The sequence below is a fragment of the Pseudomonas sp. CH61 genome, from assembly GCF_059429415.1.
Genome location: NZ_CM182098.1, coordinates 3,114,706 through 3,140,486, shown reverse-complemented (window position 1 = coordinate 3,140,486; position 25,781 = coordinate 3,114,706). Strand labels below are relative to the sequence as shown.

At 55.3% G+C, this 25,781-nt stretch carries 30 protein-coding genes and 1 pseudogene; 15 read left to right on the top strand and 16 right to left on the bottom strand.

Annotation, left to right across the window (positions count from 1 at the left end; translation table 11 throughout):
* Positions 1–53 precede the first annotated feature (53 nt).
* Entirely contained in the window at positions 54–257 is a 204-nt protein-coding gene (locus AC5SEM_RS13945) for a hypothetical protein (protein ID WP_495473345.1), read from the top strand.
* Between the two features lie 55 nt (positions 258–312).
* On the opposite strand, the gene AC5SEM_RS13940 is transcribed toward AC5SEM_RS13945, so the two are convergent.
* Positions 313–591: a hypothetical protein gene (locus AC5SEM_RS13940; protein WP_137216597.1), complete on the bottom strand. Its 279-nt coding sequence runs from the start codon at positions 589–591 to the stop codon at positions 313–315.
* A 286-nt stretch (positions 592–877) separates the two neighbouring features.
* Here AC5SEM_RS13940 and AC5SEM_RS13935 point away from each other — a divergent pair, with 286 nt between their 5' ends.
* Complete coding sequence (locus tag AC5SEM_RS13935) at positions 878–1,960, top strand: hypothetical protein (protein ID WP_495473344.1); 1,083 nt, start codon at positions 878–880, stop codon at positions 1,958–1,960.
* A gap of 2 nt (positions 1,961–1,962) precedes the next feature.
* Complete coding sequence (locus tag AC5SEM_RS13930) at positions 1,963–2,316, top strand: DUF1428 domain-containing protein (RefSeq protein ID WP_495473343.1); 354 nt, start codon at positions 1,963–1,965, stop codon at positions 2,314–2,316.
* 116 nt (positions 2,317–2,432) lie between these two features.
* Here the strand turns inward: AC5SEM_RS13930 and AC5SEM_RS13925 are convergent, their stop codons facing one another.
* Positions 2,433–2,627, bottom strand: a complete 195-nt coding sequence (locus AC5SEM_RS13925; RefSeq protein ID WP_495473342.1) for a hypothetical protein — start codon at positions 2,625–2,627, stop codon at positions 2,433–2,435.
* A 107-nt stretch (positions 2,628–2,734) separates the two neighbouring features.
* On the opposite strand from AC5SEM_RS13925, the gene thpR reads away from it, so the two are divergent.
* The gene (gene thpR, locus AC5SEM_RS13920) at positions 2,735–3,256 is read left to right on the top strand and encodes an RNA 2',3'-cyclic phosphodiesterase (RefSeq protein ID WP_495473341.1); all 522 of its coding nucleotides are present in this window, start codon (positions 2,735–2,737) and stop codon (positions 3,254–3,256) included.
* Positions 3,257–3,509: 253 nt separating this feature from the next.
* On the opposite strand, the gene AC5SEM_RS13915 is transcribed toward thpR, so the two are convergent.
* The 5 genes from AC5SEM_RS13915 to AC5SEM_RS13895 all read right to left on the bottom strand — a co-directional run bounded on the left by AC5SEM_RS13915 (position 3,510) and on the right by AC5SEM_RS13895 (position 8,851).
* Positions 3,510–4,607, bottom strand: coding sequence for a polyamine ABC transporter substrate-binding protein (locus AC5SEM_RS13915; RefSeq protein WP_007919260.1), 1,098 nt, complete (start codon positions 4,605–4,607; stop codon positions 3,510–3,512).
* A gap of 189 nt (positions 4,608–4,796) precedes the next feature.
* Complete coding sequence (locus AC5SEM_RS13910; protein WP_123594282.1) at positions 4,797–5,669, bottom strand: ABC transporter permease subunit; 873 nt, start codon at positions 5,667–5,669, stop codon at positions 4,797–4,799.
* The gene (locus AC5SEM_RS13905; protein WP_371042493.1) at positions 5,666–6,547 is read right to left on the bottom strand and encodes an ABC transporter permease subunit; all 882 of its coding nucleotides are present in this window, start codon (positions 6,545–6,547) and stop codon (positions 5,666–5,668) included. Before AC5SEM_RS13905 ends, AC5SEM_RS13910 begins: the two co-directional genes overlap by 4 nt.
* A gap of 29 nt (positions 6,548–6,576) precedes the next feature.
* Positions 6,577–7,719: an ABC transporter ATP-binding protein gene (locus AC5SEM_RS13900; protein ID WP_064120849.1), complete on the bottom strand. Its 1,143-nt coding sequence runs from the start codon at positions 7,717–7,719 to the stop codon at positions 6,577–6,579.
* 370 nt (positions 7,720–8,089) lie between these two features.
* Entirely contained in the window at positions 8,090–8,851 is a 762-nt protein-coding gene (locus tag AC5SEM_RS13895) for a gamma-glutamyl-gamma-aminobutyrate hydrolase family protein (protein WP_150793725.1), read from the bottom strand.
* Between the two features lie 282 nt (positions 8,852–9,133).
* Here AC5SEM_RS13895 and AC5SEM_RS13890 point away from each other — a divergent pair, with 282 nt between their 5' ends.
* The 4 genes from AC5SEM_RS13890 to AC5SEM_RS13875 all read left to right on the top strand — a co-directional run bounded on the left by AC5SEM_RS13890 (position 9,134) and on the right by AC5SEM_RS13875 (position 14,637).
* A complete protein-coding gene (locus tag AC5SEM_RS13890) occupies positions 9,134–10,510 on the top strand; it encodes a glutamine synthetase family protein (protein ID WP_007918694.1) in 1,377 nt (458 codons plus the stop codon).
* Positions 10,511–10,778: 268 nt separating this feature from the next.
* The gene (locus tag AC5SEM_RS13885) at positions 10,779–12,269 is read left to right on the top strand and encodes an aldehyde dehydrogenase (protein WP_064389317.1); all 1,491 of its coding nucleotides are present in this window, start codon (positions 10,779–10,781) and stop codon (positions 12,267–12,269) included.
* A gap of 49 nt (positions 12,270–12,318) precedes the next feature.
* Positions 12,319–13,602, top strand: a complete 1,284-nt coding sequence (locus tag AC5SEM_RS13880) for an NAD(P)/FAD-dependent oxidoreductase (protein WP_116029571.1) — start codon at positions 12,319–12,321, stop codon at positions 13,600–13,602.
* A gap of 486 nt (positions 13,603–14,088) precedes the next feature.
* Entirely contained in the window at positions 14,089–14,637 is a 549-nt protein-coding gene (locus AC5SEM_RS13875; protein ID WP_007950154.1) for a cupin domain-containing protein, read from the top strand.
* Between the two features lie 83 nt (positions 14,638–14,720).
* On the opposite strand, the gene AC5SEM_RS13870 is transcribed toward AC5SEM_RS13875, so the two are convergent.
* Positions 14,721–15,809 (bottom strand): hypothetical protein, encoded by a 1,089-nt coding sequence (locus AC5SEM_RS13870; RefSeq protein ID WP_495473340.1) that lies wholly within the window; start codon positions 15,807–15,809, stop codon positions 14,721–14,723.
* Between the two features lie 453 nt (positions 15,810–16,262).
* Complete coding sequence (locus AC5SEM_RS13865) at positions 16,263–16,550, bottom strand: fructose-bisphosphate aldolase (RefSeq protein ID WP_495473339.1); 288 nt, start codon at positions 16,548–16,550, stop codon at positions 16,263–16,265.
* 526 nt (positions 16,551–17,076) lie between these two features.
* Between AC5SEM_RS13865 and AC5SEM_RS13860 the strand changes: the two are divergent.
* The 3 genes and pseudogenes from AC5SEM_RS13860 to AC5SEM_RS13850 form a co-directional block, all read left to right on the top strand.
* Positions 17,077–17,402 (top strand): annotated as a pseudogene (locus AC5SEM_RS13860) (cupin domain-containing protein); the annotation flags it as partial.
* Positions 17,403–17,636: 234 nt separating this feature from the next.
* Positions 17,637–18,059, top strand: a complete 423-nt coding sequence (locus AC5SEM_RS13855) for a hypothetical protein (RefSeq protein WP_495473338.1) — start codon at positions 17,637–17,639, stop codon at positions 18,057–18,059.
* Between the two features lie 424 nt (positions 18,060–18,483).
* The gene (locus tag AC5SEM_RS13850) at positions 18,484–18,915 is read left to right on the top strand and encodes a hypothetical protein (protein WP_495473337.1); all 432 of its coding nucleotides are present in this window, start codon (positions 18,484–18,486) and stop codon (positions 18,913–18,915) included.
* Here AC5SEM_RS13850 and AC5SEM_RS13845 read toward each other — a convergent pair.
* Both AC5SEM_RS13845 and AC5SEM_RS13840 read right to left on the bottom strand, forming a co-directional pair.
* Positions 18,830–19,618: a DUF4225 domain-containing protein gene (locus AC5SEM_RS13845; protein WP_495473336.1), complete on the bottom strand. Its 789-nt coding sequence runs from the start codon at positions 19,616–19,618 to the stop codon at positions 18,830–18,832. The two genes, AC5SEM_RS13850 and AC5SEM_RS13845, sit on opposite strands and share 86 nt — an antisense overlap.
* Positions 19,611–20,111 (bottom strand): Hcp family type VI secretion system effector, encoded by a 501-nt coding sequence (locus tag AC5SEM_RS13840; RefSeq protein WP_322843901.1) that lies wholly within the window; start codon positions 20,109–20,111, stop codon positions 19,611–19,613. The genes AC5SEM_RS13845 and AC5SEM_RS13840 overlap by 8 nt, the downstream gene beginning before the upstream one ends.
* A gap of 349 nt (positions 20,112–20,460) precedes the next feature.
* On the opposite strand from AC5SEM_RS13840, the gene AC5SEM_RS13835 reads away from it, so the two are divergent.
* Entirely contained in the window at positions 20,461–20,745 is a 285-nt protein-coding gene (locus AC5SEM_RS13835) for a hypothetical protein (protein WP_095113590.1), read from the top strand.
* Positions 20,746–20,822: 77 nt separating this feature from the next.
* Here the strand turns inward: AC5SEM_RS13835 and AC5SEM_RS13830 are convergent, their stop codons facing one another.
* Positions 20,823–21,254 (bottom strand): hypothetical protein, encoded by a 432-nt coding sequence (locus tag AC5SEM_RS13830; protein ID WP_495473335.1) that lies wholly within the window; start codon positions 21,252–21,254, stop codon positions 20,823–20,825.
* A gap of 165 nt (positions 21,255–21,419) precedes the next feature.
* On the opposite strand from AC5SEM_RS13830, the gene AC5SEM_RS13825 reads away from it, so the two are divergent.
* The 3 genes from AC5SEM_RS13825 to AC5SEM_RS13815 all read left to right on the top strand — a co-directional run bounded on the left by AC5SEM_RS13825 (position 21,420) and on the right by AC5SEM_RS13815 (position 23,408).
* Entirely contained in the window at positions 21,420–21,809 is a 390-nt protein-coding gene (locus tag AC5SEM_RS13825) for a hypothetical protein (protein ID WP_331691376.1), read from the top strand.
* Between the two features lie 15 nt (positions 21,810–21,824).
* Positions 21,825–22,247, top strand: a complete 423-nt coding sequence (locus AC5SEM_RS13820) for an HD domain-containing protein (RefSeq protein ID WP_495473334.1) — start codon at positions 21,825–21,827, stop codon at positions 22,245–22,247.
* 141 nt (positions 22,248–22,388) lie between these two features.
* The gene (locus AC5SEM_RS13815) at positions 22,389–23,408 is read left to right on the top strand and encodes an AbrB family transcriptional regulator (protein ID WP_495473333.1); all 1,020 of its coding nucleotides are present in this window, start codon (positions 22,389–22,391) and stop codon (positions 23,406–23,408) included.
* Positions 23,409–23,544: 136 nt separating this feature from the next.
* Here the strand turns inward: AC5SEM_RS13815 and AC5SEM_RS13810 are convergent, their stop codons facing one another.
* The 4 genes from AC5SEM_RS13810 to AC5SEM_RS13795 form a co-directional block, all read right to left on the bottom strand.
* On the bottom strand, positions 23,545–24,291 hold the full coding sequence (locus tag AC5SEM_RS13810) for a hypothetical protein (protein WP_495473332.1): 747 nt from the start codon (positions 24,289–24,291) through the stop codon (positions 23,545–23,547).
* 74 nt (positions 24,292–24,365) lie between these two features.
* Positions 24,366–24,572, bottom strand: coding sequence for a membrane protein insertion efficiency factor YidD (gene yidD / locus AC5SEM_RS13805; RefSeq protein WP_495473331.1), 207 nt, complete (start codon positions 24,570–24,572; stop codon positions 24,366–24,368).
* The gene (locus AC5SEM_RS13800) at positions 24,569–24,811 is read right to left on the bottom strand and encodes a DUF4177 domain-containing protein (RefSeq protein WP_495473330.1); all 243 of its coding nucleotides are present in this window, start codon (positions 24,809–24,811) and stop codon (positions 24,569–24,571) included. The genes yidD and AC5SEM_RS13800 overlap by 4 nt, the downstream gene beginning before the upstream one ends.
* Before the next feature lie 177 nt (positions 24,812–24,988).
* Positions 24,989–25,765, bottom strand: coding sequence for an NAD(P)H-dependent oxidoreductase (locus tag AC5SEM_RS13795; protein ID WP_495473329.1), 777 nt, complete (start codon positions 25,763–25,765; stop codon positions 24,989–24,991).
* Positions 25,766–25,781 lie beyond the last annotated feature (16 nt).

Below are 25,781 nucleotides of genomic sequence, written 5' to 3'. Positions count from 1 at the left end.
CGGGCAGCGTGGCCGATTCCGTCGTCAAGACCTTGGTTTTAGGGAAGTGTTGAATGAAGCGCGCAACAACGATGCTGCTGACCGTGACCGCCGCCGTATTGCTCGGCGGCTGTGTCGCGGATTTTGATGATGACCACCGCCATGGCCGGCATTACGACCGCGATCATGGCCGCAATTACGACCATGACCGGCGCTGGGATGACCACGATGATCGCCGCGACGGGCGTCGTTACTACCGTGATCGGGATGATGACTGATTGAACGCAAGAGGGCGTCCCGCGATGGGACGCCCTCTTTGTTTAGCGCTGTTGCTTAAGAAAAGTGAGCGCTCGCCCGGACGCTGGATCGCGCAGGCACAGAGGCCTCGATGTCCAGCAAATGGGTGGCGAGAATGTCGCTCAGAAAACGGAACTGATCGTTGAGGCCGACCACTTCATTGCTGAAATGATTGGTGGCGGCGGGCATCAGCAGATCTTCGAAATCTTCGTTGAACACCAGCGCCTGCGCCTTGTGCGACACGGCGTGCTGGTCGTAATAGTTGCTGCCGAACACCGGGAAACTCACGGAGAGTGTGACGTGGGTGTGAATCATGCTGTGAACTCCTCGTTGTGTTTCGGATGGGCTAATCGTGCCTTTGATGGGCGGTGGGCGGAAGGCAATCGTGGCGATGGTGAATATCGATGGCAGTGATGGTTGGGGTTTTTTGGGTGTTGCTGATGGCCTCATCGCGAGCAGGCTCACTCCTACATTTGAAACGCATTCCCCTGTGGGAGCGAGCCTGCTCGCGAAGGCGCCAGACCAGCCAAAACCGGACAAACGGCCCTGCACTCACACCTATACTCAAACTGCCTCCACACATTTGAAGGAAACCCCCACCGTGAACCCGCGTGCGCTGCTCGTCGCCGCACTGTTGTTGCTGGCCGGCTGCGCCACTTCGGCGCGGGCCCCGGTGTCAGCGCCGCAAGCCGTTTTCGTCTCGCCGCAGACCTGGCAGCAGATCGATCGGGAAATCGTCAGCGCTTCGCAGCAATCCACCGAACAAGTCAAAGTCTTCGCCCGTGGCTCAATGGAACATTGGCGCACTCGGGTCTATCAGCAAACTGAAGAAAATTTCATCCCGTGGTTCAGCAGCTACTGGACCCAGGAATGGCTGTCGATGAAGGTCAGCTGGTACACGATCAATGCCGGCGGCGAGCAGGACGCATCGGCCAAGCGGTTGGCGGCGTATCTGCTTGAGCAATATCAGAAAAGGGTGCTGGCGCCAGTGGCGGTGGAGGTCGATCCGGACGCGATTCTCGGCCAGGCGACGGCGTTCTATGCGCAGTTGATGGCACAGCAGATGCCGCTCATCGCCCAGCGTCATGGTGTGCCCGTCGGTCAGCTCAACGGGCGCTTGCAGAAAGTCCCGGCCATCGCACTGGGGCCGCCACCGGCGCGGGATGCTTCGCTGTATCAGGTCATCAGTACCGAGCCGTTGAACAGCTTGACGGCGTACGCCGCGTTGATCGACAAGATCCACACCGAGGGCGGCGCCAAGGGCATTGCCTCGACGGATGCCGGCATGGCCCCGGTGGCCAAGCGTGCCAGTCAGCGTATGGAAGCGGAAATGGCCCCGCGCGGCGCCGCCAGTGCGGTGGCTGCTGCGGCCGGGAAACTCGCCGGTGGACTGATTTCGGTGGGTGTGGCGGGTATTCGCGCGATCATCCAGGCCAATGACCGGCCCGACAGTGAGGCACTGATCCGCAGCAGTCTGGGCAGCACCTTCGACAAGGCCTGGCTGAAACTGGTGCAGAACCCGACTACCGGCGTCATGGCCGGCACGCTGCACATGGCCGGGCAGGTCGAGCGCAATCTGGGTGAGGGCGAGGAGCCGTCGGTCGGGTTGGGTGTGAATCGTGTCGAATGGCAGCCGCCGCAATCGACTAACCAGCAGATCGAACCCAACGTGCAAGGAGAGTGATCATGGCTTACATCGATATTTTTGTAGCGCCGGTGCCGACTGCCAACCTTGAGCAGTATAAAAAGCACGCCGAAATTGCCGCCGTACTGTTCAAGGAGTACGGCGCCCTGAGCGTGGCCGAATGCTGGGGAGACGACGTGCCGGACGGCAAGCTCACCTCGTTCCCGATGGCGGTGAAGCTCAAGGAAGGCGAAACCGTCGCCTCGGGCTGGTTGATCTGGCCGGACAAAGCCACCCGTGATGCCGGCATGGCAAAAATGATGGAGGACCCGCGCATGCAGCCCGATGTGAACCCGATGCCGTTCGATGGCCAGCGCATGATCTACGGCGGCTTCCAATACCTCATCGAACCCTGAAGCCAGCGCAAATCTATTGTAGGAGTGAGCCTGCTCGCGATAGCGGTGGGTCTGTCAATGAAGCATTGAATGTGCAAACGCCATCGCGAGCAGGCTCACTCCTACAGGTACGGTGTTCACTCGGCAGAGGGGGTGATACGGCAGCTTTTACGGTTGCGAATCTGCTCGTCCGTCGGGCGCTCGCGGACAAATTCGAAGCGCGGCTCACCCTCGCTGTAATGCACCAGCCAGCCCCATTCGAGTTCCTTCTCATCCTGCCCGGGATTGGGCGGGCGGGCCCACCACGGTTCTTTGCTGAGGATCTCGCGCATGGCGGCCTCCGGTTGATAGCAATCCTTGAACTATAGCTTCCTGTCACGAGTCGTCAGATCAGGCTGTGTAGAATCCGGCGGATCACGATGAACAGGGGAGCAGGGCCATGACCGATGAAGCGAAGCGACTGTTTTTCGCCCTCGATTGCCCGCCGGCGCAGCGCAAGGCGATTGCACAATGGCGCGGGGAGTTGGGATTGCGAACCGGTAAGCCGGTGCCGGCGGACAATTTTCATCTGACGCTGTTGTTCCTGGGCGCGGTGCCATTGGCGCAGATCAATGAAGTCTGCGAAGCGGCCGGGCAAGTGCGCACGCCGGGTGAGCCATTGAAGATTGCGCTGGATCGCTTGCAGGTCTGGCATCGCGCCGGGGTGTTGTCGCTGGCGCCGGAGCAGGCGCCACAAGCGCTGCTGCGGCTGGTCTACGCATTGGAGCAGGCGATGTTGCCGTTCGGCTTTGAAGAGACACCGCGCGAGTTTCGTCCGCACCTGACCCTGGCCCGTGACTATCGCGCGCCGGAGCCGGAATCGGCCACGCCGCCGGAGTTCTTCCTGCGCGCCGAACGCTTTGCCCTGTTCGAATCGCACAAGGGTCGTTATCGCATCCTGCAGGATTGGCCGCTGATTTGAGCGCACAAAAAAAGGCGCCCGAGGGCGCCTGAGAATTCACCTGAGCCGAGGGAGCCAGGTGAGGCCGTTCATAGCAGGGTGCAGCGGTGGTAAGGCGCTGCGTGAACGGGAAATCATAAATTTTTCTGTCACAACACCAAACCACTGTAGGAGTGAGCCTGCTCGCGATGAGGCCAGTACACTCAGCATCAGCGCTGCCTGACACACCGCCATCGCGAGCAGGCTCACTCCTACATTTGGAGCTTTGGTGGGCTTACTTGCCGAGCTTCACCCGGGTCCAGCCTCGGGTCATGATTCGCTGTGTGGCAATCGGCTGATCCGGCACCGCATACAACGTCGCCATCACCGCTTGCGACGGGTACGAACCCGGGTCGTTGCGGATCGCTTCATCCACCAATGGCGTGGCCGCCGCGTTGGCGTTGCTGTAGCCGTTGCTGTTGGTGATCTCGGCGATGATGTCCGGACGCATCAGGAAGTCCATGAACAGGTAGGCGTTGTCGACGTTGGCGGCATCGCGCGGGATGGCGACCATGTCGTAGAAGCTGCCGGCGCCTTCCTTGGGAATGCTGTAGTCGATCACTACGTTGTTGCCGGATTCCACCGCGCGGGCCTTGGCCTGCAACACGTCACCGGAGTAACCGACTGCCACGCAGATGTTGCCGTTGGCCAGATCGGAGATGTATTTCGAGGAGTGGAAATATGCCACGTTCGGGCGAATCTTCATGAACAGCGCCTCGGCTTCCTTGATGTGCGCGGTGTCCTTGTCGTTCACCGGGTAACCCAGATAGTGCAGGGCAGCGGGGATCATTTCGGTCGGCGAATCGAGGAAGCTGATGCCGCAGGCTTTGAGTTTTTCAGCGTTTTCCGGTTTGAACAGCAAGTCCCAGGAATTGGTCGGGGCATTGGCGCCGAGCACTTCCTTGACCTTGGCCGGGTTGAAGCCGATGCCGATCGAGCCCCACATGTACGGGAACGCGTGGGCGTTGTCCGGATCACTGGCGGCGGCGTTTTTCAGCAGCACCGGGTTGAGATTCTTCCAGTTCGGCAGCTTGGATTTGTCCAGCGTCTGATAGACGCCGGCCTTGATCTGCTTGGCCAGGAAACTGTTCGACGGCACGACCAGGTCGTAACCGGATTTGCCCGCCAGCAAGCGTGCCTCAAGGGTTTCGTTGCTGTCGAAGACGTCGTAGGTCACGCGGATGCCGGTCTCGTCTTCGAACTTCTTGACCGTGTCCGGGGCGATGTAATCGGACCAGTTGTAAACACGCAGCACCTTGTCGTTGGCCTGGGCGCCCATGACCATTGCGCCCATTAAGGACAGTGTCAGCAGAGTCCTGCCAAACATTTTCATCGGTACAACTCCATTCTTTTTATTCACATTACGCAAAGCCCCCTCACCCTGATCCTCTCCCGAGGGAGAGGGGACTGACCGAGGGGCTGACTACATTTGTGTAGGAGCTGTCGAGTGAAACGAGGCTGCGATCTTTTGATCTTTCACATCAAGATCAAAAGATCGCAGCGTGCCGCAGCTCCTACAGGGTCAAGCGGTGGCGGATTGCTGTGGTTGCCACGACTCGTTCGCGGTCTGATCCATCGCTTCCTGAATCGCCCGTTTGCGATTGGCTTCTGCCTTGCGGCCGAAGTACCAGACCAGGAAGGTCACCAGCGACACCGCCAGCAGAATCAGGCTGGCCACGGCGTTGATCTCCGGCTTCACGCCCAGACGCACCGCCGAGAACACTTCCATCGGCAACGTCGTCGAACCTGGTCCGGAAACGAAGCTGGCCAACACCAGGTCATCCAGCGACAAGGCGAACGACATCATCCCGCCCGCCGCCAGCGACGGCGCGATCATTGGAATGGTGATCAGGAAAAACACCTTGAACGGCTTCGCACCGAGATCCATCGCCGCTTCTTCGATCGACAGATCCAGCTCGCGGAGGCGGGCGGAGACTACCACCGCCACATAAGCGGCACAAAACGTGGTGTGGGCGATCCAGATGGTGACGATGCCACGCTCCTGCGGCCAGCCGATCAGTTGCGCCATCGCCACAAACAGCAGCAACAGCGACAGACCGGTGATCACCTCAGGCATCACCAACGGCGCGGTGACCAGACCACCGAACAGCGTGCGACCCTTGAAGCGTGTCACACGCGTCAGCACGAAAGCGGCGAGGGTGCCCAACGCGACCGCAGCAATCGCGGTGTAGCAGGCGATTTCCAGCGAGCGCACCACCGAGCCCATCAGTTGCGTATTGTCGAGCAAACCGACGTACCACTTCACCGACCAGCCGCCCCACACCGTCACCAGTTTCGAGGCGTTGAACGAGTAGATCACCAGAATCAGCATCGGCAGATAAATGAACATCAGGCCGAAGATCAACATGAACTTGGAAAAACCGAAGCGTTTCATCCCCGTGCCTCCATCTCTTTGGCCTGGCTGCGGTTGAACAGCAGAATCGGCACAATCAGGATCAACAGCATCACCACCGCCAGCGCAGACGCCACCGGCCAGTCGCGGTTATTGAAGAACTCTTGCCACAGCACGCGACCGATCATCAGTGTCTCCGGGCCACCGAGCAGTTCCGGAATCACGAACTCACCGACCACCGGAATGAACACCAGCATGCAGCCGGCAATAATCCCGTTCTTGGCCAGCGGCACGGTGATTTTCCAGAAGTTGTTGAAGTTGCTCGAACCCAGATCCTGCGCGGCTTCCAGCAAGCTGCCGTCGTGCTTGACGAGGTTGGCATAGAGCGGCAATACCATGAACGGCAAATACGCGTACACGACCCCTATATAGACGGCGGTGTTGGTGTTGAGGATCTCGATCGGGTGATCGGTCAGCCCCGTCCACATCAGAAATGCGTTGAGCAAACCGTTGTTGCTGAGGATGCCCATCCACGCATAAACGCGGATCAGGATCGCCGTCCAGGTCGGCATCATGATCAACAGCAGCAGGACGTTTTGCGTTTCCTTGCCGGTCTTGGTGATGGCGTAGGCCATCGGGAAACCGATCAGCAGACACATCATCGTGCTCAGCGCCGCGACCTTCAGCGAACCGAGATACGCCGACAAGTACAGCTCGTCTTCGCCGAGCATGGTGTAGTTGCCGATGTTCAGCAGCAGCTGGAATTTCTGTTCGGCGTAGGTGTAGATCTCCGAGTACGGCGGGATCGACAACGCGGCTTCCGAGAAACTGATCTTCATCACCAGAAAGAACGGCAGCATGAAGAACAGAAACAGCCAGATGAACGGAATGCCGATCACCAGTTTTCGTCCGCTGGGCACCAGGCGCAGGAATTGCTGATTGAAGGTTCTCATGAGCGCAGTACCACGCCGCTGTCGTCTTCCCACCACACGTAGACTTTGTCGTCCCAGGTCGGGCGCGCGCCACGGCGTTCGGCGTTGGCCATGAACGACTGGACGATTTTGCCGCCGGGCAATTCGACGTAGAACACCGAGTGGCCGCCGAGGTAGGCGATGTCATGCACCTTGCCTTCGGACCAGTTGTAGCGGAATTCCGGCTTGGTCGTGCTGACGAGCATTTTTTCCGGACGGATCGCGTAGGTGACCGACTTGTCCTGCACCGAAGTGCTGACACCGTGACCGACGTAGATCTTCTGTTCCAGGTCCGGGCTGTGGATGATCGCGTGACCTTCAAGGTCTTCCACCACGGTGCCGTCGAAGGCGTTCACGTTACCGATGAACTCGCAGACCATGCGGCTGACCGGTGCTTCATAAATGTCGACAGGGCTGCCGATCTGCGCGATCCAGCCGAGGTGCATGATCGCGATGCGCTCGGCCATGGTCATGGCCTCTTCCTGGTCGTGGGTGACCATCACGCAGGTCACGCCGACGCGTTCGATGATCTGCACCAGTTCCAGTTGCATCTGTGAACGCAGCTTTTTATCCAGCGCGCCCATCGGCTCGTCGAGCAGCAACAGCTTCGGACGCTTGGCCAGTGAGCGGGCGAGGGCGACGCGCTGACGCTGACCACCGGACAACTGGTGCGGACGGCGTTTGGCGTATTGAGTCATGTGCACCAGACGCAGCATTTCATCGACACGGGCATCGATTTCGCTGGCCGGCAAACGGTCTTGCTTGAGGCCGAAGGCGATGTTCTGCGCAACGGTCATGTGTGGGAACAGCGCGTAGGACTGGAACATCATGTTGATCGGCCGCTCGTACGGCGGCATGTCGGTGATGTCCACGCCGTCGAGCAGAATCCGCCCTTCAGTCGGGCGCTCGAAACCGGCGAGCATGCGCAGCAGGGTCGATTTGCCCGAACCGGAGCCACCGAGCAGGGCGAAGATTTCGCCCTGATGGATCTCCAGGGACACATCGTCCACGGCCACGGTTTCGTCGAACTTCTTGGTGACACGATCGACTTTCACCAGCACCTTTTTCGGTTGCTGATGACCTTCAAGTGCCTTCCTGTAAGTGCTGGAGGCGTTTGCCATGTGAAACTCCCAACAGGTTTCGTTCGCCTGGCCAATGTGGCCGGGCTTAAGTGGATTGCAAGCCTGTACGGGATGCCTGTCAGCTCTGGCGCAGAACCTGTGGGAGCGAGCCTGCTCGCGAATACGGAGTGTCAGTCGACATCATTGTTTGCTGATACACCGCTTTCGCGAGCAGGCTCGCTCCCACAGGGGGAATGCGTTTACCTGATGGGCATTACCCGTACCGATCCGGCTTGGTCGGCGCCGCCGTCCTGGCTGCCTGGGTCGTACTTGTTGTTATTACGGGTGTTGCTGTTCACGAATGACGGATGTGCGCAGGCACACCCGACGTCCGTGGGGGCAGTAAATCGTTACGTATTCCTGGGTTGGATCAGCGCTGGTTGCGTCGCGCCGCCCGTTGCCGGCAAGCCGCGCCGAATGCCTGGAAAATCTTCAGGTAGTTCGGGTTGTCCAGCACTTGCCATTCCGGGTGCCATTGCACGCCGAGGGCAAAGGTCGGGCTGTGCTCGACCGAGACCGCCTCGATCAAACCGTCCGGCGCCACCGCTTCGGCACGCAGGCCGGGGGCGAGGCGATCGATGCCCTGGCTGTGAATCGAGTTGACCTGAAACTCGCCCGGCAGCTCCAACGCCTCGAACACGCCGCCGCCCAATACCGTTACAGCGTGAGCCGGTGCGTATTGCACGGCCACGTCCGGGCTGTCGGCTTCACGGTGATCGAGCATGCCCGGCAGCTCATGCACCTTCTGATGCAGGCTGCCGCCAAACGCCACGTTCATTTCCTGGAAACCACGGCAGATGCCGAGCACCGGAACGCCGGCCGCGATGGCTGCACGCAATAAAGGAAGGGTGGTGGCATCCCGCGCCGGATCGTGATCCGTGCCGGGGGCGCTGGCCGGGCCTTGATAGTGGAAGGGCTCCACATTCGAGGGCGAGCCGGTCAGCAGCAGACCGTCGAGTTGACCGAGCAGGTCTTCGATTTCAGTCAGGTTGCCAAGGGAAGGAATGACCACTGGCAGCCCGTTAGCGCCAACGCTGACAGCACGTACGTACTTGTCGCCGCTGATGTGATAGGGGTGCAGGCCAATCTGTTTGACGCACGCAGTAACGCCGATCAATGGCTTGAATGCCATTTTTATTCACCTCGAAGTTTGACACTTGAACGAGCTTTTCCGGAGCTTAGCCTCGTTGATTTTAATTAACAACTGCCATGTAAAAAATTCTAAACGCCGTTCATCCTATCTTCATGAATCTCTGGGCTTTTGCGCCTGTATTGGCACGCAAGTGTTAAAAAAAGCCCGAAAAATAAACCATGAGCGGCCATCTGTTCGCTATTGACTTCACTTTGCCGTTCGGGTTGACTGGCTCGGCGAAACAGCAGTGAACATAATAATTAACAGCTAAATAGGTGCATCATGTCGGTCCCTCTGCGTACCGTTCAACTCAACGAAGCAAACGCATTCCTTAAGAAATATCCTGAGGTTTTGTACGTCGACCTTCTGATTGCGGATATGAACGGTGTGGTGCGCGGCAAGCGCATCGAACGCACCAGTCTTCATAAGGTTTACGAGAAAGGCATCAACCTGCCGGCCTCGCTTTTTGCGCTCGACATCAACGGCTCCACGGTGGAAAGCACCGGCCTGGGTCTGGACATCGGCGACGCTGACCGCATTTGCTACCCGATCCCCGGCACCCTGAGCATCGAGCCGTGGCAGAAGCGCCCAACCGCACAACTCTTGATGACCATGCACGAGATCGAAGGCCAGCCGTTCTTCGCTGACCCGCGTGAAGTGCTGGCCAACGTCGTACGCAAATTCGACGACCTCGGTCTGACCATCTGCGCGGCATTCGAACTCGAGTTTTATCTGATCGACCAGGACAACGTGAACGGTCGTCCGCAATCGCCACGTTCGCCGGTGTCCGGCAAGCGTCCGGTGTCGACTCAGGTGTACCTGATCGACGACCTCGACGAATACGTCGATTGCCTGCAAGACATCCTCGAAGGCGCGAAAGAGCAGGGCATTCCCGCTGACGCCATCGTCAAGGAAAGCGCCCCGGCCCAATTCGAAGTCAACCTGCATCACGTCTCCGACCCGATCAAGGCGTGCGACTACGCCGTCCTGCTCAAGCGTCTGGTGAAGAACATCGCCTACGACCACGAGATGGACACCACCTTCATGGCCAAGCCGTACCCGGGCCAGGCGGGCAACGGTCTGCACGTACACATTTCGATCCTGGACAAAGAAGGCAACAACATCTTCGCCAGCGAGGATCCCGAGCAGAACGCCGCACTGCGTCACGCGATCGGCGGTGTGCTGGAGACCCTGCCTGCGCAAATGGCGTTCCTCTGCCCGAACGTCAACTCGTACCGCCGCTTCGGCGCGCAGTTCTACGTGCCGAACTCACCGAGCTGGGGCATCGACAACCGCACCGTTGCGGTCCGTGTGCCAACCGGTTCGGCCGACGCCGTGCGTATCGAGCATCGCGTTGCTGGTGCCGACGCTAACCCGTACTTGCTGATGGCTTCGGTGCTGGCCGGTATTCACCACGGTCTGACCAATCAGATCGAGCCAGGCGCTCCGGTAGAAGGCAACAGTTACGAGCAGAACGAACAGAGTCTGCCGAACAACCTGCGCGACGCACTGCGCGAGCTGGACGACAGCGAAGTCATGGCCCGCTACATCGACCCGATGTACATCGACGTGTTTGTCGCGTGTAAGGAGAGCGAGCTGGCCGAGTTTGAGAACTCGATTTCTGATCTTGAGTACAACTGGTATCTGCATACGGTGTGATTGGCTGAGGCCCTCAAAAGCTGAAGAGCCCCTCACCCTAACCCTCTCCCAAAGGGAGAGGGGACTGATTCGGGGATGCTCGGGCAATCCGCCGACCTGAACGATTTTTGCCGAATCCATATTCGACTCGGTCATTCAGGTCGGTGCAGATCCCGAGACACTTCGGTCGGTCCCCTCTACCCCCGGGAGAGGGCTAGGGTGAGGGCAGCCATCTCAAACCAGACACAACACCCCGACACCCCCAATCCCCCCTTGTCGAGCCACAACAATGACAACGACCCGCAACGACTGGGAACAACGCTTCCAGTCCCTGACCATCGAAGCCCGCGCATTCATCAACGGTGAATACCGCCCGGCCATCAGTGGCGATACTTTCGAATGCCTAAGCCCCGTCGACGGCCGTTTCCTCGCCTCCGTGGCCAGCACCGATGAAGCCGATGCCAACCTCGCCGTTGAAGTTGCGCGCCAGTCTTTTGAATCCGGCGTGTGGGCAAAAAAAGCCCCGGCCGAGCGCAAGCGCATCCTGATCCGCTTCGCCGATCTGATCCTGCAGAACCAGGAAGAACTGGCGCTGCTGGAAACCCTCGACATGGGTAAACCGATCAGCGATTCGATGAGCATCGACATCCCGGCGACCGCCAACGCGATCCGCTGGAGCGCCGAAGCCATCGACAAGATCTACGACGAAGTCGCCGCCACACCGCACGATCAACTCGGTCTCGTCACCCGCGAACCTTCCGGCGTGGTCGCTGCCATCGTGCCGTGGAACTTCCCGTTGATCATGGCCAGCTGGAAATTCGCTCCGGCGCTGGCAGCGGGCAACTCGTTCATTCTCAAACCTTCGGAAAAATCGCCACTGACGGCGATCCGCATCGCCCAGCTCGCGCTGGATGCCGGCATTCCGAAAGGCGTATTCAACGTGCTGCCTGGCTTCGGTCACACCGTCGGCAAGGCGTTGGCGTTGCACATGGACGTCGACGTGCTGGCCTTCACTGGCTCCACAGCGATTGCCAAGCAACTGATGATTTATGCCGGCCAAAGCAACATGAAACGCGTCTGGCTCGAAGCAGGGGGCAAGAGCCCGAACGTGGTGTTTGCCGACGCACCGGACTTGCGCGCGGCAGCACAAGCAGCGGCCGGCGCCATTGCCTTCAACCAGGGCGAAGTCTGCACGGCGGGTTCGCGCTTGCTGGTCGAGCGTTCGATCCGCGAGCAGTTCATTCCGCTGTTGGTGGAAGCGCTGCAAGCATGGAAACCGGGTCATTCACTGGATCCTGCCACCACCGTCGGTGCCGTGGTCGATCAGCGTCAACTCGACAACGTGCTGCGCTACATCAGCATCGGGCGCGAGCAGGGCGCCGAGCTGATCGCCGGCGGCCAACGCACTCTCGAAGAAACCGGTGGCCTCTATGTGCAACCGGCGTTGTTCGACGGCGTGACCAACGCGATGACCATCGCCCAGGAAGAAATTTTTGGCCCAGTGCTGTCGCTGATCACCTTTGACACCGCGGAAGAAGCGCTGCAGATCGCCAACGACAGCATCTTCGGCCTCGCCGCCGGCGTCTGGACCAGCAACCTCAGCAAGGCGCACACCTTCGCCCGAGGCCTGCGTGCCGGCAGCGTCTGGGTCAACCAGTACGACGGCGGCGACATGACCGCACCGTTCGGTGGCTTCAAGCAGTCGGGCAACGGTCGCGATAAATCGCTGCACGCGTTCGACAAGTACACCGAGCTGAAAGCGACCTGGATCAAGCTCTGACTCTATTACAGCGGTGGTCGCCGTTTATTGGCGGCCCTCGGAGAAACGTATGAAACAGCAACACGTAAACAGCTACTACGCCGCCACCCGCAACGAAGTCATCGACTTCCCGGTTCTGGAAGAGTCGGTCGAGTGCGACGTCTGCATTATCGGCGCCGGTTACACCGGTCTGTCCTCGGCGCTGTTCCTCACCGAAGCGGGCTACAAAGTAACGGTGCTGGAAGCGGCGAAAGTCGGCTACGGCGCCAGCGGTCGCAATGGCGGTCAACTGGTCAACTCCTACAGCCGCGACGTCGACGTGATCGAAGAGCGCTACGGCGACAAGACTGCAGAAATCCTCGGCAGCATGATCTTCGAAGGCGCCGACATCATCCGTTCGCGCATCAAGGAATACGACATCCAATGCGACTACCGCCCGGGCGGTATCTTCGCAGCGATGAACAAGAAACAACTCAACGGTCTGGCCGAGCAGAAGCGCGGTTGGGAACGCTACGGCAACCGCAATCTGAAGATGCTCGACGCGGCTGAGATTCGTCGTGAAGTCGGCTCCGATGCTTACGTTGGCGGCCTGCTGGACATGCAAGGCGGCCACGTTCACCCGCTGAATCTGGCACTCGGTGAAGCAGCGGCGATTACGCGTTTGGGCGGCAAGATCTACGAGCAATCGGCGGCCGTGGAAATCAAATACGGCGAGCCCAACGTCGTGCGCACCGCCAAAGGCCAGGTCCGCGCCAAGTACCTGTTGATCGCCGGCAACGCTTATCTGCCGCAAGGTCTCGACAACCGCGTCACCGCGAAAAGCATGCCGTGCGGCTCGCAGATCGTCGTCACCGAACCGCTGACCGAGAAGCAGGCGCGCAGCCTGATCACCAACAACTACTGCGTCGAAGACTGCAACTATCTGTTGGATTACTACCGCCTCACCGCCGACAACCGTCTGCTCTACGGCGGCGGTGTGGTCTACGGCGCGCGTGAACCGGACGACATCGAACAACTGATCCGTCCGAAGATCCTCAAGACCTTCCCGCAGCTAAAAGACGTCAAGATCGACTACCGCTGGACCGGCAACTTCCTGCTGACCATGTCACGCATGCCGCAATTCGGCCGCATCGAAAAGAACGCCTATTACATGCAAGGCTACAGCGGCCACGGCGTCACCTGCTCGCACCTGGCCGGCAAACTGATCTCGGAAATGATCCGCGGCGACGCCGAACGCTTCGACGCCTTCGCATCGCTGCCGCACATGCCGATGCTCGGCGGCCGCACCTTCTCCGCGCCACTCACCGCCCTCGGCGCCGTCTACTACTCGCTGCGCGACCGCTTCGGCCTCTAAGTTACCTCCCCGGCGGCGGCCCAAGACCCCGCCGGTTTTTTACCTGACGCACCAAAGCTCCAACTGTAGGAGCGAGCCTGCTCGCGAAGAGGCCAGCAAAGGCAAAATCAATCCTGCTGAAACACCAAAGATCAAATTGTAGGAGTGAGCCTGCTCGCGATGAGGCCAGCCCAGCCACCATCCCTCCCACAGAAACACCACAAACCCTGTGGGAGCGAGCCTGCTCGCGAAGGCGGTCATCCAGTCAAAAATAATGGTGAATGTGCCACCCAATCGCGAGCAGGCTCACTCCTACAGGTCCGCATTACCAAGGCAAGAAGGACTTTTGCCGCACCGTCCATCGAACCTGCTGAGCAACACCGGCAAACGTGATTTAATAGCCGCCTTTCACGGTTCCGGGACACGGGAGCAACGTGATCCGCGCCCCTCGCGCGGCACCCGCCACCCACCCCCATTACCCTTAAGTACTACTCACATAAGGCTGTCATGGATACGGGTTCTCGACTCAAACTAGTACGCGAAAGCTACAAACTCTCCCAGCGCGAGCTGGCCCGGCGTAGCGGCGTGACCAATGCCACCATTTCCCTGATCGAACAGAATCGCGTCAGCCCCTCCGTCAGCTCACTGAAAAAGCTGCTCGAAGGCATACCGATGTCCCTGGCCGACTTCTTCACCTTCGACCAACCCCCGCGCGAACACCAATACGTCTTCCGCGCCAACGAACAACCCGACCTCGGCCGCCATGGCCTGCGCCTGCTGCTGATCGGCGCCTCGGTGCCAAGTCGTCAGATGCGTCTGCTGCGTGAGCAATACGCACCGGGCGCGAGTTCGGGGGAAGAGCCGATTGTGCATGCTGAGGGCGAGGAGTGTGGGCTTGTCACCCGTGGCACGGTGGAGTTGACTGTGGATGGGTCGGTGAGTGTGTTGAATGCGGGGGATGGGTATTATTTTCCGACGACGCTGCCGCATAAGTTTCGGAATATTGGGGCGGATGAGGCTGAGATTATTAGTGCGAATACGCCGGCGAATTTTTGAGGGGCAATGCGTAGTGACGAAGTGATTTCGTTAATGCATTGCAAAGCGGGGAGAGGATTGTATTGAGAAAATACAATCCTTTGTCAAGATGTTGTTTCTTTTCTTTCGTTTGCGGTTTTTTCTATAAAGTCAGGAATTAATCGTTCACTAAAACCTGCAATTACAGCCAGTATTAAGAGGCGACTGTTGGTTTCGCTCATGAGTTCAAGTAATAGTCCGGCCTTGCATGCAACCAACGCTATTGCACCAAATGCACATCCTAAACCAATTCGTACAACTCCTTGTAGAACTATCATTTTTGTTGACTCGTAAAGGTCTACTTTCAATTTTTTTGAGCGCTGAAGCACAGATATTAAAGCCCCGCATGCGCCTCCAAACAATCCTATTAATAGGATGTTGAAGTTTTGGGACGCAAGATTTGAAAATTTCACAAACGCTACCGCAGTCGCTACCATGACGATAGAAGAAAAAATTACTGAGTAAAAGGTTAAATAATAGGTTGCGCTATCATTTGTGATTTTCTCAATGTATGCCGTCACAGCGCTGAAGATGTTGCTGGATTCTGTTGTGCTTTCAGCTAGTCTAGATCTAAAGCCAATCGCTAGGCATGTTGCTAGCTTTAAGTTTAAGAGTTGAATTTTTGATTTTGGTAGTACTGCGACGCCCCATGCTCTAAGTCTATAAAATTCGTCCAGAATGTCTGTGTGCTGAAGTGATTTGTTTTGAAGTTTGTAGTTTGCTATATTTTTTTCATCTAGGTAGATTGTATAGTTTTGGTTTGAGATTATTATGAGGGTCGGTGCCGGTTCGGTTTCGATGAAGTTGGTAAATTTTTTTAGTTCTTTTTCAATTTTTTGTGCTGTTTCCTCGTTTGAACAATCACAGCCCAGAATTTCAGCGAGTACCGCTAGGACATGTCCGTCGGTAATGTTTGAGTGTATATTGTTGAATTTTCTGAATGACTTTGCCTGGAGTACTGATAGCTCGCTAAGCTTCGTCGTGGCTGATACGCTAATGTTTTTAGAGTAATACCTTAGTGTGTTGTTGCTTCTGTAAACAATATAGTCGGGATGGCTTAGAGCGATTGAGGTAACTGTGTCTCCATCTAGGCTGTCATTTACACAGATTTCGCTAAAGGATTCGATATTGTTACTGAAGTGTATTTTTGTCATTTGATAATTCTGATTTTTGAATATTGAAAATGGTCGCCTTGGCGAAAAGGTGACGGCGAAAAGGTGACAGATCTATTTGTTAGTGATCTGTCACCATTGTGGATTATTTCTTTTTAGGTTTACCTGCATCACTTCGCTTGTCGCGAATTTGACCATCATTGTTTCTGGAACGAGGCTGCTCACCACCGCCTGGCTTCGGTACAGTCACGTTTGGGTTAAAAGGTCTTCTGTCTGTCATTTTTTCTTCCTTACATTAGTTGAAGGGATACATGAAAAAACACAGCCTTGATTCACTAAATACTCGGTAATTTAAGTCTCACCGAACTGCTGATGGCAATGGCTGATCCGAAAGCTATCAAATCGCCATCGCTATTTCCATCCCCTATTGTGGAAAGAATGGCTATCGAAAAAATGCGGTGGAGGAGTGATGTCCACTTTTCGTACGGATTCTTTCTACGATGCAGGTTCAAACCCCCGCTGCTCAATCACCCGAAACACATCACTCACATCCTGCACCATGATTCTGGCGATGTTGGTGACGGTGTTGATGTCGTGTTCTGCGTGATCGGCGAGGCGGGTACAGGCGATGAGGTCAAGGTATTTGAGGACAGCGCTGAGGCGTTCGGCTGCGCAGGCGTGGAGATCGCGTAGTGGGGCGTTGGCGTCGATAAGGAGAACGGGATGGTCGGTGGCGGGGTGGGACATGTGGGCGTAATGGTGGAGCGGTGTTTTAATCGTCATAGGTTGCACTCTTCAATTGGTCAGGAAGTGCCACCTTTCCGCTGCGAAACAAATGGGTGGCAGCTGTATGCGGGTTCGCAGACCGGAGAAGAGTCAAACCGGCAGACCTGAAGGTCTCCCACACACAGCCGCCATAAAATGAAGCGGTGGCGGATTTTGCCACAGTTGTCATTTAGCGGTGTGTGTCACTTCTGAGGGCTGCGAAACCCATCGCTGACTGCGGTCAGCGACAACCCCACTCTAGGCAGCAATTTCACCCGCCACAACCGACCTGTAGGACGTGAAATGCATACCTGTGGCGAGGGAGCTTGCTCCCGCACGGCGACGCAGTCGTCGTAATCCGGGGCGTACGGTATGTCTGGGAGAAACGGACTATCTGGCGTTGGGGCCGTTTCATAGCCCAGCGGGAGTAAGTTCCCTCGCCACACGGGGTGTTTTCCTACGAAGTTTTCAGACATCGAAATTGCGTGAGCCTTTAGGCGATAACTATTCGTCTGGCGCATCGCACCTTCTTCGCACACCCTCTGCCAATCCTGTAACAGAACTTGGCCGCCAGGACCGGCGCCTGCTGCTTATCGGCCTCTCCGTGCTCAGCCGCCAGATGCGCTTGCTGCGCAAACAACACGTACCGGGCGCAAGTTCTGGGGAAGAGCGGATTGTGCATGCGGAAGGCGAGGAGTGCGGGCTTGTCACCCGTGGCACTGTTGAGTTGCGGGGGATGGGTATTACTTTCCGACGACGCTGCTGAATAAGTTTCGGAATATCGGGGTAGATGAGGCGGAGATTATTAGCGCGAATACGCCGGCTAAACTCTGGCTGGTGTCTGTAAGAACCGTCGTAGGGTGTGAATAATCCGATATCTGTTTGGGTGTCGGATTTTTTATTAATTTTTATTTTGATCGGGGCAGGTCGCTGCTTTGAACTCGACCAGTTCTATTGGGAAACGTTTGTAAGAGTTTTCGCGAGGTGCTGTAAGACGAGTATGAGTTTTTACTGGTGATGTAGCCAAGAAGTGCTCGTCCTTTTTGGTTGTGTGTATATTGATTTTGTTTTTATCTTTCACTAATTGGGAATGTGAGTGGAGATATGTTGATTCGAGAGTTTGGTGTTGTTGTTGGTCTTTTTATTGTCACTCTCCTTCTCAGTGCGCTGTATAGCGCGTTACTGGTGCATAATTTGGAAAAGGTCGTTCCTCTGAGTGGTGTTGTCAGAAAGGTTATTTTAGGTGTTATTTTTTTTGGAATGTTGTTTGTTAATTTTCGTTATTTTTTTGTTGGGGAGCTTGCGGAGTGGCTTGGTCGAGATGCAGGGATAGAAGAAACTCCAGTAATTGTCGGCTATATTTATATTTTTGTTTCCGCATTGTTTTGCGCTGAGATTGTTGTTCAATTCATCGTTCAATTTATCGGTGGCGGGTTCGATTTTACCGATCTTCATCGTCGCATCATAGGTGTGGTGGTGTTTGTAATAGTTTTTATTTGGCTCTGGTTGCGCACGATAGATTTATGATGGAACTAGTTTGTTTTTGGTGTGCTTGTGTTGTCTTTGTCTGTCATGCTTTTTATTGTAAGTGAGTTGATCAGGGCTTCAAAAGCTAAGGCCAATTTCCCCATCTGATTGTAGGCGTTTTCTTAATTCATTGGATCTCGAATAAATAGTTTGGTTGAGTTGGTTTTCGAGTCAGTCTAAAGATGCCAATGATAGAGCGGCTCAAATCAGCTGAGTAGTAAATTATATTTCCATCGGGTTGTCCTAGATAATGTTGATAGAACTGCCTAATAGAGGGGCGAGGATTTTAATTTGTACAAAAGATCTGAATGGTTGCATGAAGGTGCAGGATCGGTGATGTTATGGATTTTTTGGCGTGTTTACATTGTGTTGCGGTTCAATTTTTTGGGGCTGAGAATTGATCTTGAGGTTTTAGGGTGAGTTAATGAAACTGTATGACCTTCGGTATTATTTTAGTGTCTTCTGTCTTATTGCCGGTTCTGCTGGTTTCTGGGCGGTAATGATTGTGAGTGGTATTCGCCAGCTCATCGATCTAGAGGGAGGTTGGCTTTGGGTAGTTTTCTGGGGTGTTTATATATTTCTTGTGGTGTTTGATTTAGTTTATAATTTACCGCGACTTCGTAACGTGCTCTATGGCGAAATGATTGAGGAAAAGTATTATAGCTTACGAGTTGCATGGATTCAGATAGCTGTTGTATCTATAACTGCGACTTTTATTTTTACTCCTTTTTTAATGGGGTTTGATTTATTTGTTGATGTCTCTTGCTGGGTTATGGCTGGTGGGCTGTTTTTTTTGTTTCTTGGGTTATTTTGTTGTTTGAGTTTTTTCCAGCGATCATTTCGTTCTCGCCGTTGATAAAGCCGTCACTTGATAATTTTGCAGGAATCGACTCCTTTATAATGGTCCTCAGTGTGATGCTGTCTGCGAAAGCTTCTAGTGCTAGTGCGAGCGTTCCCATTTGCTTGTAGCCGCGCTCGTAATTTATCGGGTCTTTATTGAAAAGCTGCACCGTGTCAGGCTTTCGAACAAGTTTCATCATTCCGTGAATAGATAGATATAAATCGAATGTGTAATAGGCCAAGTTACCATTTTCAATGCCGAAAGTTTTTTGATAGGCCATCCTTATAGGCCCCAAAATACCTGGTTTTTCAGGGCCGACGTAGATGTTTCCCACCCCCTCGTAAATGTTGTTGATGCCATGAGCCACTAGGGCAGCGCCCTTGACACCGTCCCTCCCTCGGCTAGCTGAAATTACTAAGGCGCCCGCCTGAAGTTGCATGCTTCCCGCAGCGATAGTCACCCCATTCTGAAAATAAAACATGGACTTGGCAGAAAGCTCTGAATACTCCTCCCTCAGTTCCTGCAATCCTTGCTTCGCACTAATAACACCTTCATCCACCGCCCGAATAATCTCATTCGCATAAGCCGACACGATTTCGCCAAACTTGAGTTGGCTGAAACTGTCGTACAACTGGGTGGCGCCAATCTGGCAGCCGAAAGCGACCAGGTCTGACGCGGCACGGGTAACGTCGTTAATGTCGCATGAGTCCTCATTCATCGTTATTCCCCCACGTGCTGGAACCGCACGTGCCCGCTTGAATATGCGTCCAACTGATTTCGCGATAAGTGAACGACACCAGTTCCTGTGGTTCTGCGTCATTGAGGTGAATGGCGTGGGGTACTTGAAGGTTGATGTGGGCGACTTTGGCGCCGGTTATGTGGATTTTGAAATATTTATCTTGAGTGCCGGCGGGGGAGGTTCGGTAGAAAAATATTGTGCATTCCAGCACTTCGCGTTCGTGAAGTGCGGCGGACAGGAGAGGGGAGGATTTGTCGATGTTCTTGGTGATCATGATTGGCAGGTGTTGGCCTCGGTCGGCACCCACGCTGCCGTTATTGCCGGCGGTCATGTTGTGTGAATAGGCCAGCACCATGATTTCATCCAGGTGGCCCAACTGGCATTTATTGCCGATTGAGCTAGTGTCGGAACACCCGGCGGAGATCAGTCCTTGTCGGTTTCCGGTGATAGTCATGTAACTGTGATTGGCCATGGATGCTCTGCTTTATTGGCAAGTTAGTCTTGTCTGCAGAGTAACCGCCAACTAAAGCCAGGGCCGAGAGGCAGGGTTTCGCTGTTTTTGAAACTCAGACGGGTCTTACAGGGGCGGTAGAAAGTCAGGAAGTGAATGTTCTGAAGTGCCGCAAGGTTATGGTCGGTTTTGGGGCCACTTCGCAGCCCAGCGGGAGCAAGCCCCCTCGCCACACGGGTGTTTCCTACGAAGTTTTCAAACATCGAAATGGCCAGAGCCTTTTGCGCGATTACCATTCGTCCGACACGCCGCACCTTCGCCGCACACCTTCTTCGAATGCTGTAACTCCCCACACAAAGGAAGAGCCAACATGCTGAACCATAAAATCGCGGTGTTAACCCTCGCGGCGTTGCTGTCCGGCAGTTCGCTATACGCGATCGCGGCCGGCGAAACGCCGACCCCGACGGCGAACGACGGCAATAGCCAGACGCGTGAACCGGCGTCTCCGGCCACCAATGCTGACCCGGATGCCAATTCGCTGCCCAAGGGTGGTGATGGTGGCAAGACCGACAATGGGCCGGTGCCTTCTGCCTCCAAGCCCAGCCCTGCGGGTCAACCGTCCGGTAGCAGCAGTGGTGGTAATGGCGGTGGTTAATGGATATCGCGCACTAAGAAGCCCGGTTTTTTAAGCCGGGCTTTTCTTTGCCTATCGCATACGCGGATATCAAACGTTTACTTGGTTTTCCAATGCCCGCCGCCATTCTCACAATCAATCCGCGCCTGCGCCAAATGCTCCACGTCGTAGTAATACGTGGTCACTTGCGCGTTGTCGGGGATGTTCAACGCCTTGGCGTTTTTGTCTTTGCTGGTGGAGTGCGGGTTGGCCAGGGATTCCTGAGTGATCGTGGCGATACACTTAGCCTGATAGTGGTCGGCGCAATGTTCAACCTTGGTTTTAGTGCTGCTGAGCATGTCCTTGCTTTCGTTGCTGCACGACCAGTCGATGGAGTTGACCGGCATGCCTTCGTATTCATAGCAACTGTGGGTTTCCACCGCTGGTACCGAGGCGCTGGAGGATTGGGTCTGGACGTCGCAGCCTTCGGCCATGACGCAGGTAGGGATGATGGCGAAGGTGGCGAGCAGAAGCAGGAAGCGAATGTTCATCGGGATTTCCTCTTCAAGGGCGCCGTGTCTGATCGATGATGTTGGCGCTTTATAGTTTCGAGATGGCGTGGAGGAGGGAGGTTCCATCGGGTTTTTGATTTGCTCCCGTGGCGTACACTGCGAAACAATCGGAAACATCAGCGCCCAAGGAATGGAATATTGCCCATGATCGAAATCGGCAGCCGCAACAATGCGCTCCCCTCACAACATCCATTTCACGACATCTACCTGTTTCACATTGACCCTGAAAAGCCATCCACGCCTTTCTGCTTCGAGCAGTCGATGTCCGGCGGGCATATGGAGCATGGCGGTGCCCGCTGGTTGGCGCTGGATGAACTGGACGCCTGGCCTGGTGAGTGGCGTGAGCATCTGAACAAAGCTGATTGTGCCTGGGTTGCCGAATTGATCGATGCCCATCCGAAAGCCGATCAGGCAACCTTGGTGTCGTTGATCCTTCAGCGTCACTCTGGGCCAGCCAAACCAGTCGGAAGGCTGAAGGCTATCGGCAACTGGCTCAAACGCAACATCCACGTCGGCGGCCGTTACGGCGTTTAACCCTCGGAGACTCCCATGACTCAGACCCTCGAACGCGCTATCGCCATCGCCGCCACGGCCCATGCCGGGCAGGTGGACAAGGGCGGTGCGCCGTACATTTTGCATCCGCTGAAAGTCATGTTGCGCATGAGCTCGCTGGAAGAGCGCATCGTCGCCGTGCTGCACGATGTGGTTGAGGATTGCGGTGTCAGCCTCGATGACTTACGCAAGGAAGGCTTCAGCGAGGAAGTTTTGAGCGCTATCGAATCCGTGACCAAAGTGCCGGGCGAATCCTATGAAGACTTCGTCGACCGCGCCGCACAGAACCCGATCGGTCGGGTGGTGAAGCTGGCGGATCTGGAAGAGAACAGCGACCTCTCGCGAATTGCCTCGCCAAGTTGGGAAGATCTCGAACGAGTCGAAAAATACCGCCGCGCGATTGCACGGTTGCGCGGGTAAAAATAAATAAATCCCCTGTAGGAGCTGCCGAAGGCTGCGATCTTTTGATCTTGATCTTCAAAAACAAAGTCAAAAGATCGCAGCCTTCGGCAGCTCCTACACGGGTTGTGGTGTGTCAGGTAAATAGCCAGGAAGGCGACTATGAAATCTATTCTGTGTTTGTTGATTGCTGCCGGTTTCGGCGCACTCTTGCAGTTCCAAGGCGTGCCCCATGGCTTGCTGTTGGGTTCGATTGTCGTCACCGCATTGTTTGCCAGTAAAACCGGTATCGCCCCGGCAACTCCTTATGGACTGGGCTACATCCAGATCACGCTGGGCATCGCCACCGGGCTGATGTTCGAAGCGTGGGACAGCGAGACGGCCTCGACGATGTTGCCGAGCCTCGGTGTGTTGTTGATTTGCCTGACGGTGCAAATCGCGTTGGCCGGATGGTGGCTGACGCGCGGCGCAGGCTGGAATCGCACTGATGCGCTGTTGGCGGTTTATCCCGGCGCGCTGGCAGCAGTATTCGATTTACTGGAGTCGGAAAAGGCATCGAGCAAGGTCATCATCGTGCACTTGATGCGCTTGCTGCTCATCACGGTGTTGGTGAGTTTCTTGATTCCCGGTCAAGCGGCCATCGCGGTTGCCGATGGTGATCCACTGACCACAGGCATGGCACTGACTGCGCTCTCGGTGATCGCATTGAGCGTGCTGCTCGGGCGCTTGCTGCTGGTAATCGGTGTCCCGGCGCCGTTCATGCTCACGGCAATTATCATCACTGCGGTGTTTGTGAAGTCGGGATGGCTGCACGGCTTTCATATGCCGGACTGGAGTTTGAACCTGGCAGCACTGATTCTCGGCGTGCGGATCGGCTCAAGGTTTCAGGGGCTTGGCGTCGCGGAGCTGGGACGTCATGGTCGCACGGCGTTTGTATCGGTCGGTTTGATGATCGTGGTCGCGGCGGTATTTGCTGAAGTGGCGGCGCGCTGGTTGGGCAGTGATCCGATGTCGCTGTGGCTGGCGTACATGCCGGGGGCGATTGAGACTATTGCGATTGTCGCGTTTGGTGGGGGGCTGAATGTGGTGTTTATCTTGACTCATCATTTGAGCCGGATGGTGTTGCTGCATTTTGCGCCGGCGTTGTTGGTGCAGGTGCGGCGGGTGCGGGAGCGTGCCTGATAGGTCAGCTTGATCGCTTGAGCTTTCAGGAAGATTTCTCGTAGTGACATGGTGTTTTTATTAAAAATGCACCATGCCACTTAGCAGAGTGGGCAACGTTTGAATAATCCAGAATATCGTATTCGTGATTATAGATCTATTTAGGTGACTGCGTCATGCCGGGGTATTGGCAAGGCACAACTTTGTACTTTTCAGTGAGTTGTGGGAAATAGCCGAGAACATATGAACCATCCAAGAATATAACGGACTTTGCTGCGCGCGCTTCATCATTCTCACACAGAAATTTTTCATTGAAATCGCTGTTGAGTGCAATGTATTGGATGATTGTCGGCAAGTTTTGATTGAGTCCGCGATAAAAGCCGTAAAAGGCCCCCGAAAAAACCAATGAGACAAAAAGTAAAAGTATTATTTTTAAGCTATTTTTTGGCCAGAAGACTAGGGTGAAAATGAAAATAGTTGGAATAAAAATCATCGCAAATGCGAGTATCGGGTTAACCACGACTTCAGAGATGATTGTTGCTTGAAGATGGATGAAAGTGAGTGCGGCTGAGGTTGTAGGGAAAAAGTCGGGGTTAACTTTAAATATTTCATTTATTTGGCTACTTGCCCATGTGGAAGCGAATAAGGTATAGATGAATACAATTGCAGCCGCCACTACCGCTAGCCAAGGGGCATCTTTCATGGCTTTAAAACCATTAGAGGACGAAAGCCAGACAATAATTAATAAGGTGGGGAGTGTGCATCCGACTGCTATTGTCGAAAACACAAGAATTTGAGATTTTAAGGCTAATGCTGTCACGGTCATTATAACGAACAAGGTTAGCAATGTTGCAGTCGTTTTTTTTGGCGACTTAACCCAGTTGTACATCCAGCTTAGTTGCATGTTAGCCCTTTTTGATTTTTGGTGTGCGATGTTGAATTCTAGTGAATTTAGGTGTTTGCCATGCCGAAGGAACATTATGGAAAGTCGGTTCCGGAGTTAGGATGCCGACACCTACAGATTCTCCGCACAGTAAAAACTACTCCCATGAAAAAGCCATATTTATGTAAGGCTAAAATCGAATAGTTAGAACAGCTAGGCTCGAATCTGCAGGCCGATCGTAGTCTTTCAGGAGCTAACTTCTGATAGCAGCGGATTAACGAGATGGCGATTGATATAGTCACGCTGGCTTACGCAGGGAAATCACGTAGTAGTGGGTCAGAACGTTTTTCTTGCCAAGCAACGCGTCAAAGCAACCTGGCTTGACGGAAACACCAATGGTATCGATTCGATAAAATTCCCATCCATCCTCTGCTTGGGAGTTTACGACGTTCTGTAGGTAAGCAGCGGCTTCGTTACCGCGATGTTCCTTGGCGCGAACCTCAATGTTCGGCGGTACTTGAACCATTTTGTATACGTACATCCTTGTCTATCCTTTTCCATTGTCGACGCCAACGCGGCATCAAGTCCGTAAGGCTAAACCAAAACGCCACTATTGTGCCATTATTGTTGTACCCGGACTTTCTCGGTCCCTGTCGTTTCGCACAGGCCGCTCTGCCGTCAAAGGGATCAGGTCTTCTTGCGTCGTTTAGTGCAGTAGCTAGCGAACGTGCACTGCAAATCCTTCAAGACCTGGTGCAATGCCTTCCTTCAAGGTAAGTGCCGGAATCTCATAGTCCCACCCATTCTGCTGCCGAAACCCGATCGTCCGCGCACTCCACAACTCATCCAGCCGCCGCCCCAGCTCCTCGCTAGTCTCGGCATACCGCGCCGCATCCATCCGACTGGTCCGATACACCACAAACGGTGGCACCACTTCAAAACCGGGGTAATACAAAATCCCGTGCTGGATCGGAAACAGCAAATCATCCATCGGCCCGTTAATCCCGCGCGGTGCGTAGTGCGATTCCCAGCCACCAGTGGTGACCATCAACATCGCCCGTTTGCCTTTCATTTTCCCTTCGCCATAACGCTCGCCCCAACGGCTGTCGGAGTGTTCGCCGACGCCGTAGGCAAAACCGTAGGCGTACACCCGATCAACCCAACCTTTGAGAATCGCCGGCATGGTGAACCACCAGAGTGGGAACTGCAGAATCAACGCATCGGCCCACAACAGTTTTTCCTGTTCGCGGGCGATGTCGGCAGCCTGGGTGCCTTCGGCGTAAGCGACTTTCGAGTCGAGCGAGGCATGGAACGGTTTCGTCGCATCGCGCTCGGGGGCGTCGTCGGCGTCGAGGATGGCTTTCCAGTTCATCGCGTAGAGGTCGGAGACTTGCACAGTGTGGCCGGCGGCTTGCAGGCGCTGGACGCTGAAGTCGCGCAGCGAGCCATTGAGGGACGTCGGTTCCGGGTGTGCGTAGACGAGTAAGACTTTCATGTTGAAGCTCCGTTAG